The organism is Virgisporangium aliadipatigenens (assembly GCF_016863615.1).
Lineage (GTDB): Bacteria > Actinomycetota > Actinomycetes > Mycobacteriales > Micromonosporaceae > Virgisporangium > Virgisporangium aliadipatigenens.
This window is the reverse complement of record NZ_BOPF01000021.1, coordinates 144,505-157,959: the sequence shown is the minus strand read 5'-3', so window position 1 is coordinate 157,959 and position 13,455 is coordinate 144,505. Positions and strand designations below refer to the sequence as shown.

15 protein-coding genes are annotated in these 13,455 nt (G+C 71.0%); 8 read left to right on the top strand and 7 right to left on the bottom strand.

Translation table 11 applies throughout. From position 1 onward, the window contains the following. The first annotated feature begins 25 nt into the window (after nt 1–25). Complete coding sequence (locus Val02_RS27350) at nt 26–1,102, top strand: UDP-N-acetylmuramate dehydrogenase (protein WP_373317952.1); 1,077 nt, start codon at nt 26–28, stop codon at nt 1,100–1,102. A gap of 16 nt (nt 1,103–1,118) precedes the next feature. Here the strand turns inward: Val02_RS27350 and Val02_RS27345 are convergent, their stop codons facing one another. Together Val02_RS27345 and Val02_RS27340 are read right to left on the bottom strand one after the other, a co-directional pair. Further along, entirely contained in the window at nt 1,119–1,889 is a 771-nt protein-coding gene (locus tag Val02_RS27345; protein WP_203902084.1) for a class I SAM-dependent methyltransferase, read from the bottom strand. After that, nucleotides 1,886–2,641 carry an SDR family NAD(P)-dependent oxidoreductase gene (locus tag Val02_RS27340; protein WP_203902083.1) on the bottom strand — a complete coding sequence of 252 codons (756 nt, stop codon included), beginning with the start codon at nt 2,639–2,641 and terminating at the stop codon, nt 1,886–1,888. The genes Val02_RS27345 and Val02_RS27340 overlap by 4 nt, the downstream gene beginning before the upstream one ends. 119 nt (nt 2,642–2,760) lie before the next feature. Between Val02_RS27340 and mshA the strand changes: the two genes are divergently transcribed. Both mshA and Val02_RS27330 read left to right on the top strand, forming a co-directional pair. Further along, nucleotides 2,761–4,113: a D-inositol-3-phosphate glycosyltransferase gene (mshA, locus tag Val02_RS27335; RefSeq protein WP_239153362.1), complete on the top strand. Its 1,353-nt coding sequence runs from the start codon at nt 2,761–2,763 to the stop codon at nt 4,111–4,113. 70 nt (nt 4,114–4,183) lie between these two features. Then, complete coding sequence (locus Val02_RS27330; RefSeq protein ID WP_203902082.1) at nt 4,184–4,684, top strand: type III secretion system chaperone family protein; 501 nt, start codon at nt 4,184–4,186, stop codon at nt 4,682–4,684. On the opposite strand, the gene Val02_RS27325 is transcribed toward Val02_RS27330, so the two are convergent. The 3 genes from Val02_RS27325 to Val02_RS27315 all read right to left on the bottom strand — a co-directional run bounded on the left by Val02_RS27325 (nt 4,675) and on the right by Val02_RS27315 (nt 7,263). Then, nucleotides 4,675–5,736: a hypothetical protein gene (locus tag Val02_RS27325; protein ID WP_203902081.1), complete on the bottom strand. Its 1,062-nt coding sequence runs from the start codon at nt 5,734–5,736 to the stop codon at nt 4,675–4,677. The genes Val02_RS27330 and Val02_RS27325 overlap by 10 nt on opposite strands. Next, nucleotides 5,729–6,259 carry a SigE family RNA polymerase sigma factor gene (locus Val02_RS27320; RefSeq protein ID WP_203902080.1) on the bottom strand — a complete coding sequence of 177 codons (531 nt, stop codon included), beginning with the start codon at nt 6,257–6,259 and terminating at the stop codon, nt 5,729–5,731. Before Val02_RS27320 ends, Val02_RS27325 begins: the two co-directional genes overlap by 8 nt. A 62-nt stretch (nt 6,260–6,321) precedes the next feature. Further along, nucleotides 6,322–7,263 (bottom strand): endo alpha-1,4 polygalactosaminidase, encoded by a 942-nt coding sequence (locus tag Val02_RS27315; RefSeq protein ID WP_239153361.1) that lies wholly within the window; start codon nt 7,261–7,263, stop codon nt 6,322–6,324. A gap of 628 nt (nt 7,264–7,891) precedes the next feature. On the opposite strand from Val02_RS27315, the gene Val02_RS27310 reads away from it, so the two are divergent. Further along, on the top strand, nt 7,892–8,650 hold the full coding sequence (locus Val02_RS27310; protein ID WP_203902079.1) for a phosphoglyceromutase: 759 nt from the start codon (nt 7,892–7,894) through the stop codon (nt 8,648–8,650). 3 nt (nt 8,651–8,653) lie between these two features. On the opposite strand, the gene phoU is transcribed toward Val02_RS27310, so the two are convergent. Then, entirely contained in the window at nt 8,654–9,304 is a 651-nt protein-coding gene (gene phoU, locus Val02_RS27305) for a phosphate signaling complex protein PhoU (RefSeq protein WP_203902078.1), read from the bottom strand. Between the two features lie 138 nt (nt 9,305–9,442). On the opposite strand from phoU, the gene Val02_RS27300 reads away from it, so the two are divergent. The 3 genes from Val02_RS27300 to Val02_RS27290 all read left to right on the top strand — a co-directional run bounded on the left by Val02_RS27300 (nt 9,443) and on the right by Val02_RS27290 (nt 11,601). Continuing rightward, a complete protein-coding gene (locus Val02_RS27300) occupies nt 9,443–10,678 on the top strand; it encodes a sensor histidine kinase (RefSeq protein ID WP_203902077.1) in 1,236 nt (411 codons plus the stop codon). A gap of 12 nt (nt 10,679–10,690) precedes the next feature. Next, a complete protein-coding gene (locus tag Val02_RS27295; protein WP_203902076.1) occupies nt 10,691–11,374 on the top strand; it encodes a response regulator in 684 nt (227 codons plus the stop codon). Nucleotides 11,375–11,463: 89 nt separating this feature from the next. Then, a complete protein-coding gene (locus tag Val02_RS27290; protein ID WP_203902075.1) occupies nt 11,464–11,601 on the top strand; it encodes a hypothetical protein in 138 nt (45 codons plus the stop codon). On the opposite strand, the gene Val02_RS27285 is transcribed toward Val02_RS27290, so the two are convergent. Next, the gene (locus tag Val02_RS27285; protein WP_203902074.1) at nt 11,598–12,401 is read right to left on the bottom strand and encodes a DUF3109 family protein; all 804 of its coding nucleotides are present in this window, start codon (nt 12,399–12,401) and stop codon (nt 11,598–11,600) included. The two genes, Val02_RS27290 and Val02_RS27285, sit on opposite strands and share 4 nt — an antisense overlap. 45 nt (nt 12,402–12,446) lie before the next feature. Here Val02_RS27285 and Val02_RS27280 point away from each other — a divergent pair, with 45 nt between their 5' ends. Next, nucleotides 12,447–13,391, top strand: coding sequence for a Ppx/GppA phosphatase family protein (locus Val02_RS27280; RefSeq protein ID WP_203902073.1), 945 nt, complete (start codon nt 12,447–12,449; stop codon nt 13,389–13,391). The last annotated feature ends 64 nt before the right edge of the window (nt 13,392–13,455 follow it).

Genomic DNA, 13,455 nt, shown 5'->3' with positions numbered 1-13,455 from the left:
AGCCTCCAAGCCTAGGGTGGAGGCCGTGCGCGACAGTACCCGAGATCGCCCAGCCGCTCCGGATCGCCCGGCGGGCGGACCCATCGGCGGGTACACAACGCTACGCCTCGGGGGACCGGCCGGACACCTTGTGGTGGCCGACGACGAGGCGACCCTGCTCGAGGTGCTGCGGGCACCCCACCCCGAAGGGCTGTTCGTGCTGGCCGGCGGCAGCAATGTCGTGGTGGCCGACGAGGGCTTCCCCGGCACGGTGCTGCTGCTGCGCACGCGTGGCGTGCGGGCCGTTGCGGACGGCGCCGACCGGGTGCGCCTGACGGTCGCCGCGGGCGAGCCGTGGGACGAGGTCGTCGCGCGTGCCGTCGCCGACGGGCTCGCCGGCATCGAGTGCCTCTCGGGCGTGCCGGGCTCGGCGGGCGCCACGCCGATCCAAAATGTCGGCGCGTACGGGCAGGAGGTCGCGGAGACCATCGTGTCGGTGCGGGCGTTCGACCGGGTGGCCGACGCCGTCGTGACGTTGGCACCGGACGAGTGTGCCTTCTCGTACCGCACGAGCGTTTTCAAGCACAACGACCGGTTCGTCGTGCTCGCCGTCGACTTCTCACTCACGGTGTCTCCACTGTCCACCCCGATCCGGTACGCCGAACTGGCGCGCGCCCTCGGCGTCTCCCCCGGAGATCGGGTACCCCTCGGGGCGGTGCGCGACACCGTCCTCAAATTGCGGACCGGCAAGGCGATGGTGCTGGACCCGGCCGACCCGGACACGTACTCGGTGGGGTCGTTCTTCACCAACCCGATCGTCTCCTCGGCCGTCTTCGCGGGGCTGAGCGAACGCCTCGGCGACGTGCCGCACTGGCCGGCACCCGACGACGCGGTGAAGCTGAGCGCGGCGTGGCTGATCGAACGGGCCGGTTTCCCGAAGGGGTTCACCCGGGAGGGGACCGGCGTGGGCATCTCGACGCGGCACACGCTGGCGCTGACCAACCGCGGCGCGGGCACCACGACGCAGCTGCTCGACCTGGCCCGCGAGATCCGCGCCGGCGTGGCCGAACGCTTCGGCGTCGACCTGCACCCGGAGCCGGTGCTGATCAACTGCGCGCTCTAGCGAGGGGGACACACTCTCAGGACGTTCCGTGGTCGTCGCGCGGTTGCACCGCCGCCCACGCGAGGGTCAGTTCGCCGTGGCGCCAGCGGGCCGGCCGGTCCAGTACGGGCCAGCCGTCGGCGCGCAGCCCCGCGACGGTGTGCACCCAGCGCTGCCGCGCGCCGAACGCGGCATACGGCGCGGCCCTCGCCCAGTGCCGGTCCAGGGCGAGGAAGAGGTCGTGCACCCGCTCGCCCGGCACGTTGCGGTGGATGAGCGCCTTCGGCAGCCGCTCGGCGAAGATCGCCGGATCGTCCAATGTGGACAGTCGGCCGGCGAGCGTGAGCGTCAGCGGCCCGCCGGAGGAGAGCGTGACCCACGAGGCTACCCGGCCCAACTCGTCGCAGGTGCCCTCGACGAGGACGCCGCCGGGCGCCAATCCCTTGCGCAGCAACGCCCACGCACTGTCCACTTCGGACTCGTCGTACTGGCGCAGGACGTTCATCGTCCGCACCAGGACGGGGCGCAGGCCGGCCAGCTCGAAGCCGCCCCGGGCGAAGGTCAGCCCCGGCGGTCGCGCGAACGGCTGCGCGTCCGCCACCCGCACAGGGTCGATCTCCAGGCCCACCACGCGGGCGTGCGGCAGGCAGCGGTGCAGTTCCACCGTCGTGACCGGGGTGGCGCCGTAGCCGAGGTCCACGACCGTGCCGGTGCCGACCGTGCGGCCGAACCGGGACGCGATCCACCGGTCCACCCGGCGCAGCCGGTTGGGGTTGGTGGTGCCCCGGGTCAGCCGTCCGACGATCACGTCACCCGGTGCACCTTGTGCTGGGCGGCCTGGGCGAGCGGCCGCACGACGAGCCGGTCGACGTTGACGTGGTGCGGCCGGGTGGCTGTCCAGGCGACGATGTCGGCGATGTCGTCGGCGACGAGCGGTTCGGCCACGCCCTCGTAGACCTTGGCGGCCCGCTCGGCGTCGCCGCCGAAGCGCACCAGCGCGAACTCCTCCGTGCGCACCATGCCCGGGTCGATCTCGATGACGCGGACCGGGCGGCCGCACAGTTCGAGGCGGAGCGTTTCTGCGACGGCCGTCTCCGCGTGCTTCGCCGCCGTGTAGCCGCCGCCGCCCTCGTACACGCCGAGCCCCGCCGTCGAACTCAGCACCACGATCGTGCCCGCCCCGGAGGCCTCCAGTTGCGGCAGCAGGGCCTTGGTCACCCGCACGGTGCCCAGGACGTTCACGTCGAACATCCACTGCCAGCCGGCCAGGTCCGCGGACTCCACGAAGTCGGTGCCGAGCGCCCCGCCGGCGTTGTTGACCAGCAGCGTCAGCGCGCCGGGAAGGAGCGTGACGGCCTCGGCAAGGGCCGCGACGTCGGCGTCGGAGGTGATGTCGCAACGCACCGGCACGGCACCGGTCTCGTGCGAGAGCTCCAGCAGCCGATCGACCCGCCGGGCGGCCGCCACCACCGTGAACCCCTCGGCCGCGAGCCGGCGCACCGAGGCCGCCCCGATCCCGCTCGACGCTCCCGTAACGACCGCGATCCCTCTACGACCCATGGATCACATCCTGCCAGCCGATGTGTGCGAAGAACGTGAGCGGGAACACGACCGCTGGCTAAAGGCGTTGGGGTGTCGGGGACAATAGGGCGTTTGCCAGTCTTTCGAGGGGAGTCATCGTGGCGCGGGTCGACTCGCTGTACGGGTCAGGGTCGAGCCGGCGCACCACACTTCCACACCGGGTGGCGACCCTGTCGGTGCACACGTCGCCGCTGGACCAACCCGGCACCGGCGACGCCGGCGGCATGAACGTGTACATCACGGAGGTCTCCCGGCGGCTGGCCGAGGCCGGCGTCGCGGTCGACATCTTCACCCGCGCCACCTCCTCCGACCTGCCGCGGGTCGTCGAGATGCTGCCCGGGGTGACCGTTCGGCACGTCACCGCCGGTCCCTACGAGGGGCTGGCCAAGGAGGACCTGCCGGCGCAGCTGTGCGCGTTCACCACCGGGGTGCTGCGCGCGGAGGCGGCCCGGCCGCCCGGCTGGTACGACCTGGTGCACTCGCACTACTGGCTCTCCGGGCAGGTCGGCTGGCTCGCCAAGGACCGCTGGGGCGTGCCGCTGATCCACAGTGCGCACACGCTCGCCAAGGTCAAGAACCGTTCGCTTGCCGCCGGGGACAAGCCGGAGCCGATGTCCCGGGTGATCGGCGAGGAGCAGGTGGTCACCGAGTCCGACCGGCTGGTCGCCAACACGCCGACCGAGCGGCACGAACTCGTCGAGCTGTACGACGCCGACCCCGAACGGGTGGCCGTGGTGCCGCCCGGCGTCGACCTGGAGCGCTTCACCCCGCCGGCGGCGGGCAGCGGGGACCTGGTGCGGCGTTCGGCGCGGCGCTGGGTGGGGTTGCCGGAGGACGGCTACGTGGTGGCGTTCGTGGGGCGGATCCAGCCGTTGAAGGCGCCGGACGTGCTGCTGGCGGCGCTGGCCGAGCTGCGCCGCACCGATCCCGCGCTGGCCGATCAGACCACGGTCGCCATCTGCGGCGGGCCGAGCGGCAGCGGGCTGGAGCGGCCGACCGCGCTGATCGAGCTGGCCGCCGCGCTCGGGATCACCGACCGGGTGCGGTTCCTGCCGCCGCGGCCGCCGTCCGAGCTGGCCGCCGTGTACCGGGCCGCCGACCTGGTGGCGGTGCCGAGCCACAACGAGTCGTTCGGGCTGGTGGCGCTGGAGGCGCAGGCGTGCGGCACGCCGGTGGTCGCCGCCGCCGTGGGCGGGCTGGTCACGGCCGTCGCGCACGGCGTCTCGGGGGTGCTGGTCGACGACCACGACCCGACCCGGTGGGCCGGCGTCATCGGCGATCTTCTCGCGGCCCCCGCGCGCCGCGGAGTCCTCGCGCGCGGTGCGGCCGAGCATGCCCGTCGATTCTCGTGGAACGCCACCGCGAGCGGCCTCCTCGCCGTCTACCGCCGGGCGATGGTGGAGCACTGGGACCGCCGTGCCGCGGCCGTCCTGACGGCGGGTGCGTCATGAGCCCGTGTCGTGGCGGAGCGACGAGGGAAGGCGGTGCCGTGAGCGCCGCTACGGCACTGGGCGGGAAGCGATGAGAGATCAGGTGTCGAAGCTCATCGAGAGCGTCTGCGCGGAGCAGGAACTGCCCTGCGAGAGCACCGGCGAGCACTCGTTCGCGGTGACGCTGCCCGGGGCGGCGAAGCTGAAGACGGTGTGCAACCTGATCGTCGGCGAGCACGCGCTGCGCGTGGAGGCGTTCGTGATGCGCCAGCCGGACGAGAACCGCGAGGAGCTGTGGGCCTGGCTGCTCCAGCGCAACGCCCGCATGTACGGGGTGGCGTTCGCGATCGACGCCTCCGGCGACGTGTACCTCACCGGCCGGCTGCCGCTGCACGCCGTCACCGCCGACGAGCTGGACCGCGTGCTCGGATCGGTCGTGACGTACGCCGACGAGAGCTTCAACCCGATGCTGGAGATCGGCTTCGGCAGCGCCATCCGCCGGGAGTGGGAGTGGCGGGTCTCCCGGGGCGAGTCGCTGGCCAACCTCGCGGCCTTCAAGTCGTTCGTGGAACGCGCCCAGCGTCAGGACTGAGCGGGCTCGGCCGAGTCGCTGACCTTGATCCCGGCGGCGAACCGGATCAACTCCGCGTTGTCCACCCGGTAGCCGTCGCCGACGGTCACCTCCAGCGTGAACCCGTCGATCGCCACGCTGAGCGTGCTGCCGTTGACGACGCCCCGGTGCTCGCCGACGGCGACGGTGGGCCCGGTGAGGGCGCGCGGCTTGCGCAGCACCACGCTGATCGCCGACTTCTCGGCCGGCCCGAACGCCAGCGTCGACGGCGTCGTCGTGCGCACCGGCAGGCCGTTCGGGATCCGGTCGGGCCGCAGCGTCAGCACCGCCGGCAGGCCGGCCGCGCGCAGCGACTCGCCGATCTCCAGCACCTGCGTGGTGGTGTACGTGTCGTCGGTGTCGATCCGGATCCACTGGGTCGCCGACTCCTGCCAGTACAGGATGTGCAGGTCGGTCTGCGCCTTGTCGACGGTGCGCAGCACGGCCGTCTTGCCCCGGACCCGTTCGCTCGACTCGGAGACCGCCCCGCCGCCGTCGAACGTCGGCTTGCGCGAACCCACCCGGATCGTCACGTCGGCGCCCCGGTCCCCGTCGACGGCCTCGAAGAAGCCGACGAGGTCGCCGTTCTCCATCGTGATGAGCGGGGTCTGGAAGCCGCCGCCGACCGGCGCGAACCCGGGCCGGTACGGGAACTGCGGCGGCGTCACCGCGCCGTCGGCGAAGGTGACCTGCGTGCCGGTCCCGATCGGCGGGCCGCTTTCGGCCGACGGCGGCGGCGGGATGATCGTGACGGCGCGGGTGGTCGTCGGCTCAGGGGAGGCGGCGGCGGTCGTTTCGGTCTGGCGGGCGGCCGGCGGGGGGCCGTCCTGCCGGCCGGTGTTCATCAGCACCGGAGCGGCGATCCCCCCGCTCACGAGCACCGCGACGGCGGCGGCGACGGTGGTGAGGCGGCGGCGCCGGCGGACCAGCCGGTCGGACCGCTGGTGCACCTTGCCGAGCAGGTCCACCGCCTGCGGGGCGCGCTCGGCGTTCTCGTGCATCGAACCGCGCAGGATCCGGTCGAGGTCAGCCATGCTCCACCTCCACCCACGGCCGGCCCATCGCCGCCCGGAGTCGGGTCAGGGCACGTGACGCATGCGCCCGAACGGTCGCGTGCGCGCATCCGAGCGTCGACGCGATCTCCTCGTCGCTCATGTCGTTGTAGTAACGCAGCACCAGCACCGCCCGCTGCGATCGCGGCAGAACGCCCAGCAGCGCCCACATCTCGTCGCGGGCGGCCACGGCGCCGGCCGGGTCGGGTGCGCCGGCCCGGTCGGGCAGGTCCGCGAGGACGCGTTCCGTGCTCGACCGGCGCCGGCGCCACGACAGGAACTCCCGCACGATCGCCTTGCGGACGTACGCCTCGGGCGCGTCCATGACCTCGATGCGTTCCCACTTGCGGTGCGCCCGGGCCAGTACCTCCTGCACCAGATCCTCCGCCAGGTGAGCATCCCCGCACAGAACGTGTGCGAATCTCAGCAGCGCCTGCCCGCGCGCGAGGACGAACTCATCGAATCCGTCGCCCGCCCGTGCGGCATGCCGGCCGGGACGGCGCATGTCGGGGGACGCCTCCAGGGGTCTGGGAGCGGTACCAGTTGCCGGGCGCACCATAGCGTGGATCAGCAGGCCGCGTATACGCCGCCCGGCGTGACGTCCTCGTCACGCAGCACGACGGACACCTTCGCACCGAAGCCCTTGCACGTCTTGTCGAAGTTCCCGCGCGCGTACTCGATCATGATGACGCTGTCGCCGTAGATCGCGGTGAACTCGCCGCACTCGTTGAACTCGCCGCACTGCTCGGCGATGGCGAAGTCGAACCCGGCCTGCTTGCCGCGGGTGCCCAGTTCGAGGCTGTTCTTCTGGCCGATGGCGAGACCCTTGCCGTGCGCGTGGTCGATCAGCAGCTTCGCGTAGGCGATCGCGTGGTCGGCGGTGATCAGGCCCTGGGAGCGGCTGTACGTGTCCAGGTTGTCGATCTCGATCGCGTCGAACTTCTTCGTCTTGCAGTCGTCGATCTGCGCGTTGAAGATCGCGGCGAGCTGCTGGCGCTTGGCGTCGGTGGTGATGTCGAGGACGTACTCCTTCCACTTCGTGTCGCCGACCGGGTTGCCGTTCTTGTGCAGGACCAGGTCCTTGCGGTTCTTCAGCCAGTCCGCGGCGTCGAAGTCCTGCGTCTGGTAGGCGTTGACGTAGCAGATGTTGTAGAGGCCCGCGGCGGGTTGGGCCGTGTGATCGCGACTGACGATCTTGGTACCGGACGGCGGGGTGTAGGCCCCGCCGATCTGGTAGTCGAACTGCTGGTTCACCGGCAGCGGCTTGATCGCGCCGGCGGGCGTGGTCGACGTCGGGGACGGGCTGGTGCCGGTGCCGTTCGACCGGGTGGGCGAGGCCGACGCGGACTGGGACGGGGCGGGCTGCGTGGCGGTGCCGGTCGGCTTGGCCGAGGCGGAGGCGCTCGGCTTGGGGCGGGTCGGCCAGGGCCAGCGCTTGCGGCGGTCGCTGGCGTTGGCCGTGCCGACGCCGATGAGCGCCACGGTGGCCACCACGGCCACCGCGGCCACGACGGCGACTGTCCGGGGACTGCGAACCTTCACGGTTGATCTCCAGAGGTCGGGGGACTCTCACCTCTGGAATGCGCCGGGCCGCGAGGCGTGCTGCGTCGAACGCGAGAAAATCTTGCAGTAGTCGATGCGTCGCCGCCGGTGATCAGCGCGACCGCTGCGGAACGCGGACGCGGCAGCGGAGTGGTCGATCCTGCGAAGCGGATCGACCCGGAGCGGTGCGGCTGGGAACTGCGGTAGTGCGCACGACGGACATGCGCCATAGATCTATAACTAGTAATAAGTATGAGGTGTGAATGAGCTGACAGTGGATTGTGGTTAGTGCGGTCGGGCTAATAGGGTTTGTTCCGGGCCCGAGACCGACCAGGGGGTGGGGAGTCGACCGGCCCAGATGCGGTGGGCGCGGCCGGGCGGGGCGCTCCCACCGTTGTACGGCGGCAACGGGTGGTGCGTGCTGGGGGTGTGCGCCATCCGGGGCCGCCGTTTCTTTTTGCATTAATTGTTTCCACTCTGTTTCCGCATTACTTAAATGTGGTGGCCGACACACACCAATCCTTCGCGCAATGGCAACCTTCCGGATATCCGGGTCGCCGCCGCCGCGCCGAACGCGCTGCGGCAGGATGGCCACATGACCGGAGGTACCGTGGGCACCCTCGTCCTGCTGCGGCACGGCGAGAGCGAATGGAATGCCAAGAACCTGTTCACCGGCTGGGTCGACGTCGACCTGACCGCCAAGGGCGAGGCCGAGGCCCGGCGCGGCGGGGAACTCCTGCGCGAGCACGGGCTCCTGCCCGACGTCGTGCACACCAGCGTGATGCGCCGCGCCATCCGCACCGCCGAGCTGTCCCTGCACACCGCCGACCGCCACTGGATCCCGGTGCGCCGGCACTGGCGGCTCAACGAGCGGCACTACGGCGCGCTGCAGGGCAAGGACAAGAAGCAGACGCTGGAGCAGTACGGCGAGGAGCAGTTCATGCTCTGGCGGCGTTCGTACGACACCCCGCCGCCGCCGATCGCGGACGACGACGAGTACTCGCAGTTCGGCGACGCCCGGTACGCGGCGCTGCCGCCGGAGCTGAAGCCGCGCACGGAGTGCCTCAAGGACGTGGTGCACCGGATGCTGCCGTACTGGTACGACGCGGTCGTACCGGACCTGCTGACCGGCCGCACCGTGCTGGTGGCCGCGCACGGCAACTCGCTGCGCGCGCTGGTGAAGCACCTCGACGGCATCTCCGACGAGGCGATCGCCAAGCTCAACATCCCGACCGGGATCCCGCTGCGCTACGACCTGGGCGCCGACCTGCGTCCGACCGTGGCCGGCGGCGCCTACCTGGACCCGGAGGCCGCGAAGGACGCCGCCGCCGCGGTCGCCAACCAGGGGCGCTAGCGCCTACTCGCGGTCGAGGTTCTCGCCGGTGACCAGGAAGACGACGTGCTTGCCGACGTTGACGGCGTGGTCGGCGTAGCGCTCGAAGTAACGGCCGAGGAGCGCGGCGTCGACCGCCGCCTCCACGCCGGCCGGCCACTCCTTCTGGAACATCACGCCGAAGAGCCGGCTGTGCAGGTCGTCCATGGCGTCGTCGTCGCGGTCCAACTGGCCCGCGGCGACGATGTCCCGCTCCGACATCGCCTTCGTGATCTTCGTGGCGAGCGTGTCGGCGACGACCCCCATCTCCTTGAAGATGCCGTGCAGCGGCTCGGCGACCGCCGAACCGGGGTGCCGGCGCAGCGCGGAACGGGCGATGTGCGCGGCCAGCTTGCCCATGCGTTCGAGGTCGGCCGCCATGTGCAGGGTCGTGATCACCAGGCGCAGGTCGGAGGCGACGGGCGCCTGCCGGGCCATCGTGTCGTACACCCGGTCCTCGATGATGCGGTAGTAGGCGTCGACCTCCGCGTCGGCGGCGAGCACCTGCTCCGCATCGGTCTGATCCGCCTCCAGCAGGGCGGACGTCGCACGACGCATCTGATCGCGCGTCACCTGCGACATCGTCACCAGGGTGCGGCTGATCATCGACAGTTCGGACCGGAACTCCTCACGCATGACGTCACCGTAAGTGCTCTGCTCACCGCCCCTTTTGAACATTGAGCCTCCGGTGGATGAACAACCGGGTACGAGCCGCCCGTTTCGTTCATTTGCGGTCAGTATTTCGGTGACCGGACCAGGCCTACGATCATCGACGTGAACTGGGGTTACGTGGCCGCGCTCGCCGTGGGTGTCGCAGCCGGGGTGGCACTGCGGTGGTGGTGGCCGGACCGGGTGCACGACGCTCGACGCACCGTCGTCGACCCGCCCGTCGACCAGCCCTCAGCAGGGGAGCCGATGCCGCTCAACTTCGCCCAATCCAGCCTGAACGCGCTGAACGTGGGCGTGCTCGTGCTCGACAACGACGACGTGCCGGCGCTGGCCAACCCCGCGGCGCGGGCCATGGGCCTGCTGCGGGCGCGCGCCGGCGGGCAGTCCGGCGCGGTCGCGCACACCATCGTGCGTACGCTCGCCGGCCAGGTCCGCCGCAGCGGGGTGAGCCGCGAGGTCGAACTGGACGTGCCGCGGCCGGGCGGCGAGGGCGAACCGCTGGGCGTGCACGTGCGGGCGGTGGACATCGGCGGGGGATACGTGGCCGTGGAGGCCGCCGACGTGACCGAGGCGCACCGCGTCAACCGGGTCCGCCGCGACTTCGTGGCGAACGTCTCGCACGAGCTCAAGACGCCCGTCGGCGCCTTACAGCTGCTCGGCGAGGCGCTGCACGAGGCGCTGGACGAGGACGCGACGGACGTCGACGCGGGACGCCGGTTCGCCGCCCGGATCCTGCACGAGTCCGGCCGGTTGGCCCGCCTGATCAGCGAACTGCTGGAGCTGTCCCGCCTGCAGGGGGCCGAGCCGCTGCCCGAGCCGGAGCCGTGCCCGGTGGACCGGATCATCGCGGAGGCGGTCGACCGCACCCGCACACCCGCCGCGGCCAAGAACATCGAGGTGGCCGTCACCGGCACCCGCGGGCTGACCGTCTACGGCAACGAGAGCCAGCTCGTGACGGCCGTCGCGAGCCTCGTGGAGAACGCCGTCGCGTACTCCTCCGACGGGACGCGGGTGGAGATCACGGCCGGCAACGGCGCCGACACCGTGCAGATCGCCGTCCGGGACGAGGGGATCGGCATCGAGCCGCGCGACCTCGACCGGATCTTCGAACGGTTCTACCGGGCGGACAGGGCGCGCTCGCGCGCCACCGGCGGCACCGGGCTCGGCCTGGCGATCGTCAAGCACATCCTGACCAACCATGGCGGCCGCGTAGAGGTGGTCAGTACCGTCGGAGAAGGTTCGACGTTCACCTTGCGGTTGCCTGCGCGTTCCCTCGACATGGGTGGCAGGCCACCCGCGTCGGTTGGGATCGACCCCGATCCGGGGGATACCGGAGCGTAGAAAGGACCCCCCGTGGCCCGTGTTCTTGTGGTGGAGGACGAGGAGTCGTTCTCCGATGCGCTGTCGTACATGCTGCGCAAAGAGGGTTTCGAGGTCTCGGTCGCGGAGACCGGCACCGGTGCGCTGACCGAGTTCGACCGCTCGGGTGCCGACATCGTGCTGCTCGACCTGATGTTGCCGGAGATGTCCGGTACCGAGGTGTGCCGGCAGCTGCGGCAGAAGTCGCACGTGCCGATCATCATGGTGACGGCGCGGGACAGCGAGATCGACAAGGTCGTCGGTCTGGAGATCGGCGCCGACGACTACGTCACCAAGCCGTACTCGCCCCGGGAGCTGGTCGCGCGCATCCGCGCGGTGCTGCGCCGGCAGACCACCGACGCGATCGACCCGGGCGCGCCGACCCTCGCCGCCGGCCCCGTCCGGATGGACGTCGACCGCCACGTGGTGACGGTGGGTGGCGGTGCGGTGCAGCTTCCGCTCAAGGAGTTCGAGCTGTTGGAGCTGCTGCTGCGCAACGCCGGCCGGGTGCTCACCCGCGGTCAGCTTATTGACCGTGTGTGGGGCGCCGACTACGTCGGGGACACCAAGACGCTTGACGTGCACGTCAAGCGGCTGCGTTCGAAGATCGAGCCGGAGCCGTCGGCGCCGCGATACATCATCACGGTGCGTGGTCTTGGCTACAAGTTCGAACCGTGACCAAAAGTCCGATTGTCCGCAGGTTGCGATCCGGGTGAAGGTACCCCTCGTGTCCTAATGAGGGGCACCCGATCGCACGATGGAAGGGCATGGACTTGGACCTCGACGTCAACTTCTACTGGACCATGGCCGACACCGTTTCGGCGCTGATCTCAGCCGGAGCAGCGGTGGCGGTCATGTCGGCGGAGAAGATCTACCGTCGCCTCAAGCCCGCGACCGACCGCTAACCCTCCTGCGGTGGGCTCGCCGGGTGCGGGGCCACCAGACCCAGCTTCGCCCGCGCGGCGCACAGCTCGGCCAGTCGCGTGAACGCCTTTTTGCCGATGAGGGCGGTCAGCTCCGGCTCGTACTCCAGGTAGAGGTGTTTCGAGCCGACGTGCGCCTCGGGCGACGAGGTGCACCACCAGTGCAGGTCGTGACCGCCCTCGCCCCACCCCCGGCGGTCGAACTCGGACAGCGTCGTCAGCAGGATCCGCGACCCGTCCGCCCGGTTGGTCCAGTCCTGGTCCCGCCGGATCGGCAGCTGCCAGCACACGTCCGGCTTGTACTCAAGGGGATGGACGCCGTCCCGCAACGCCTGGGCGTGCAGGGCGCAGCCGCCCCCGCCGACGAAGTCGATGTCGTTGTGGAAGACGCACGGGCCGTCCTCCCGCGTGGCGGTGCGCCGCGCCGGGGAGTCGCCGTCGATGGTGTCCATCTCGGTCCAGTTGTTGAACCCCTTGCGATGGTGCTGCCAGGTCAGCGGCGTCAGCCTCTTGACGGCGGCCTTCACCCGCTTCTCGTCGTCGGAGTCGGTGAAGAACGCGCCGTGTGAACAGCAGCCGTTCTCGGCGCGGCCGGGCACGATGCCGTGGCAGCCACGCGCGAAGATGCACGTCCAGCGGGACAGCAACCAGGTCAGGTCGGCCCGGATCACGTGCGTGTCGTCGGCCGGATCGACGAACTCCAGCCACTCGCGGGGAAAGTCCAACGGCACCTCACGGCTACGGGGCTCGTCGGGATCCTCCACCGTCACGGCGATTTCCATCCGGCCAGCGTACGGCCTGAACGTGACGCGGTTAGGTTAGGCGCCATGAGACTTGGCGTTCTCGACGTCGGCTCCAACACCGTGCACCTGTTGGTGGTCGACGCGCACCAAGGCGCCCACCCGTGGCCGGCGTACTCGGAGAAGACCGAACTGCGGCTCGCGGAGAAGCTCGACGCCTCGGGCGAACTGACACCGGCCGGTGCGGACGCCTTGGTGGCGACCGTCGCGAAGGCGCGGGACTCGGCCGCCACGCGCGAGACCGAGGACCTGCTGGCGTTCGCCACGTCGGCGGTGCGCGACGCGAAGAACTCGGCCGACGTGCTCAAGCGGGTGCGCAAGGAGACCGGGGTCGAGCTGCGGGTGCTCTCCGGCGAGGCCGAGGCGATCATGACGTTCCTCGCCGTGCGGCGGTGGTTCGGATGGTCGGCGGGGCGCCTGTTGGTGCTCGACATCGGCGGCGGTTCGCTGGAGATCGCCGGCGGGATCGACGAGGAACCCGACCTCGCGCTGTCGCTGCCGCTCGGGGCCGGCCGGCTCACCCGCCAGTGGCTCGGCGGCGAACCGCTGTACCCCGACTGCTACGGCGAGCAGTCCGTCAAGGAGCTGATGGAGTACGTCGACGGGGCGATCGAACCGATCGTGCGCCGGATCGTCGACGCGGGTTGGGACCGGCCGGTGGCTACATCGAAGACGTTCCGGACGCTGGCGCGGGTGGCCGGTGCGGCGCCGTCGGGGGTGGGTCCGCGGGTGCGGCGCACCCTGACGGCGACGGGCGTGCGGCAGGTGCTGGCGTTCATCCGGCACATCCCGCCGGTGAAGCTGGCCCAGATGGACGGGGTCAGCGGGGGCCGGGCGCACCAGGTGCTCGCCGGGGCGGTCGTGGCGGAGGCCGCCATGCGCCAGCTCGGAGTGGACGAGTTGGACATCTGCCCGTGGGCGCTGCGCGAAGGGGTCATTCTGCGGCGGCTGGATGTCCTCGAGTCCGCCTGAGGCGTATCTGTTCGTGTCAGCCAACGGCGTGAAATTTTAGGAGTCTCCTGAGCGGTAGGCTCGG

What these genes read in the sequence shown, in the direction of transcription:
- Val02_RS27340 (WP_203902083.1), bottom strand. Translation starts at nt 2,641, where the DNA reads ATGGGTCGTAGAGGGATCGCGGTCGTTACGGGAGCGTCGAGCGGGATC.
- Val02_RS27330 (WP_203902082.1), top strand. Translation starts at nt 4,184, where the DNA reads ATGAGAGATCAGGTGTCGAAGCTCATCGAGAGCGTCTGCGCGGAGCAG.
- Val02_RS27325 (WP_203902081.1), bottom strand. Translation starts at nt 5,736, where the DNA reads ATGGCTGACCTCGACCGGATCCTGCGCGGTTCGATGCACGAGAACGCC.
- Val02_RS27320 (WP_203902080.1), bottom strand. Translation starts at nt 6,259, where the DNA reads ATGCGCCGTCCCGGCCGGCATGCCGCACGGGCGGGCGACGGATTCGAT.
- Val02_RS27310 (WP_203902079.1), top strand. Translation starts at nt 7,892, where the DNA reads ATGACCGGAGGTACCGTGGGCACCCTCGTCCTGCTGCGGCACGGCGAG.
- phoU (WP_203902078.1), bottom strand. Translation starts at nt 9,304, where the DNA reads ATGCGTGAGGAGTTCCGGTCCGAACTGTCGATGATCAGCCGCACCCTG.
- Val02_RS27290 (WP_203902075.1), top strand. Translation starts at nt 11,464, where the DNA reads ATGGACTTGGACCTCGACGTCAACTTCTACTGGACCATGGCCGACACC.
- Val02_RS27285 (WP_203902074.1), bottom strand. Translation starts at nt 12,401, where the DNA reads ATGGAAATCGCCGTGACGGTGGAGGATCCCGACGAGCCCCGTAGCCGT.
- Val02_RS27280 (WP_203902073.1), top strand. Translation starts at nt 12,447, where the DNA reads ATGAGACTTGGCGTTCTCGACGTCGGCTCCAACACCGTGCACCTGTTG.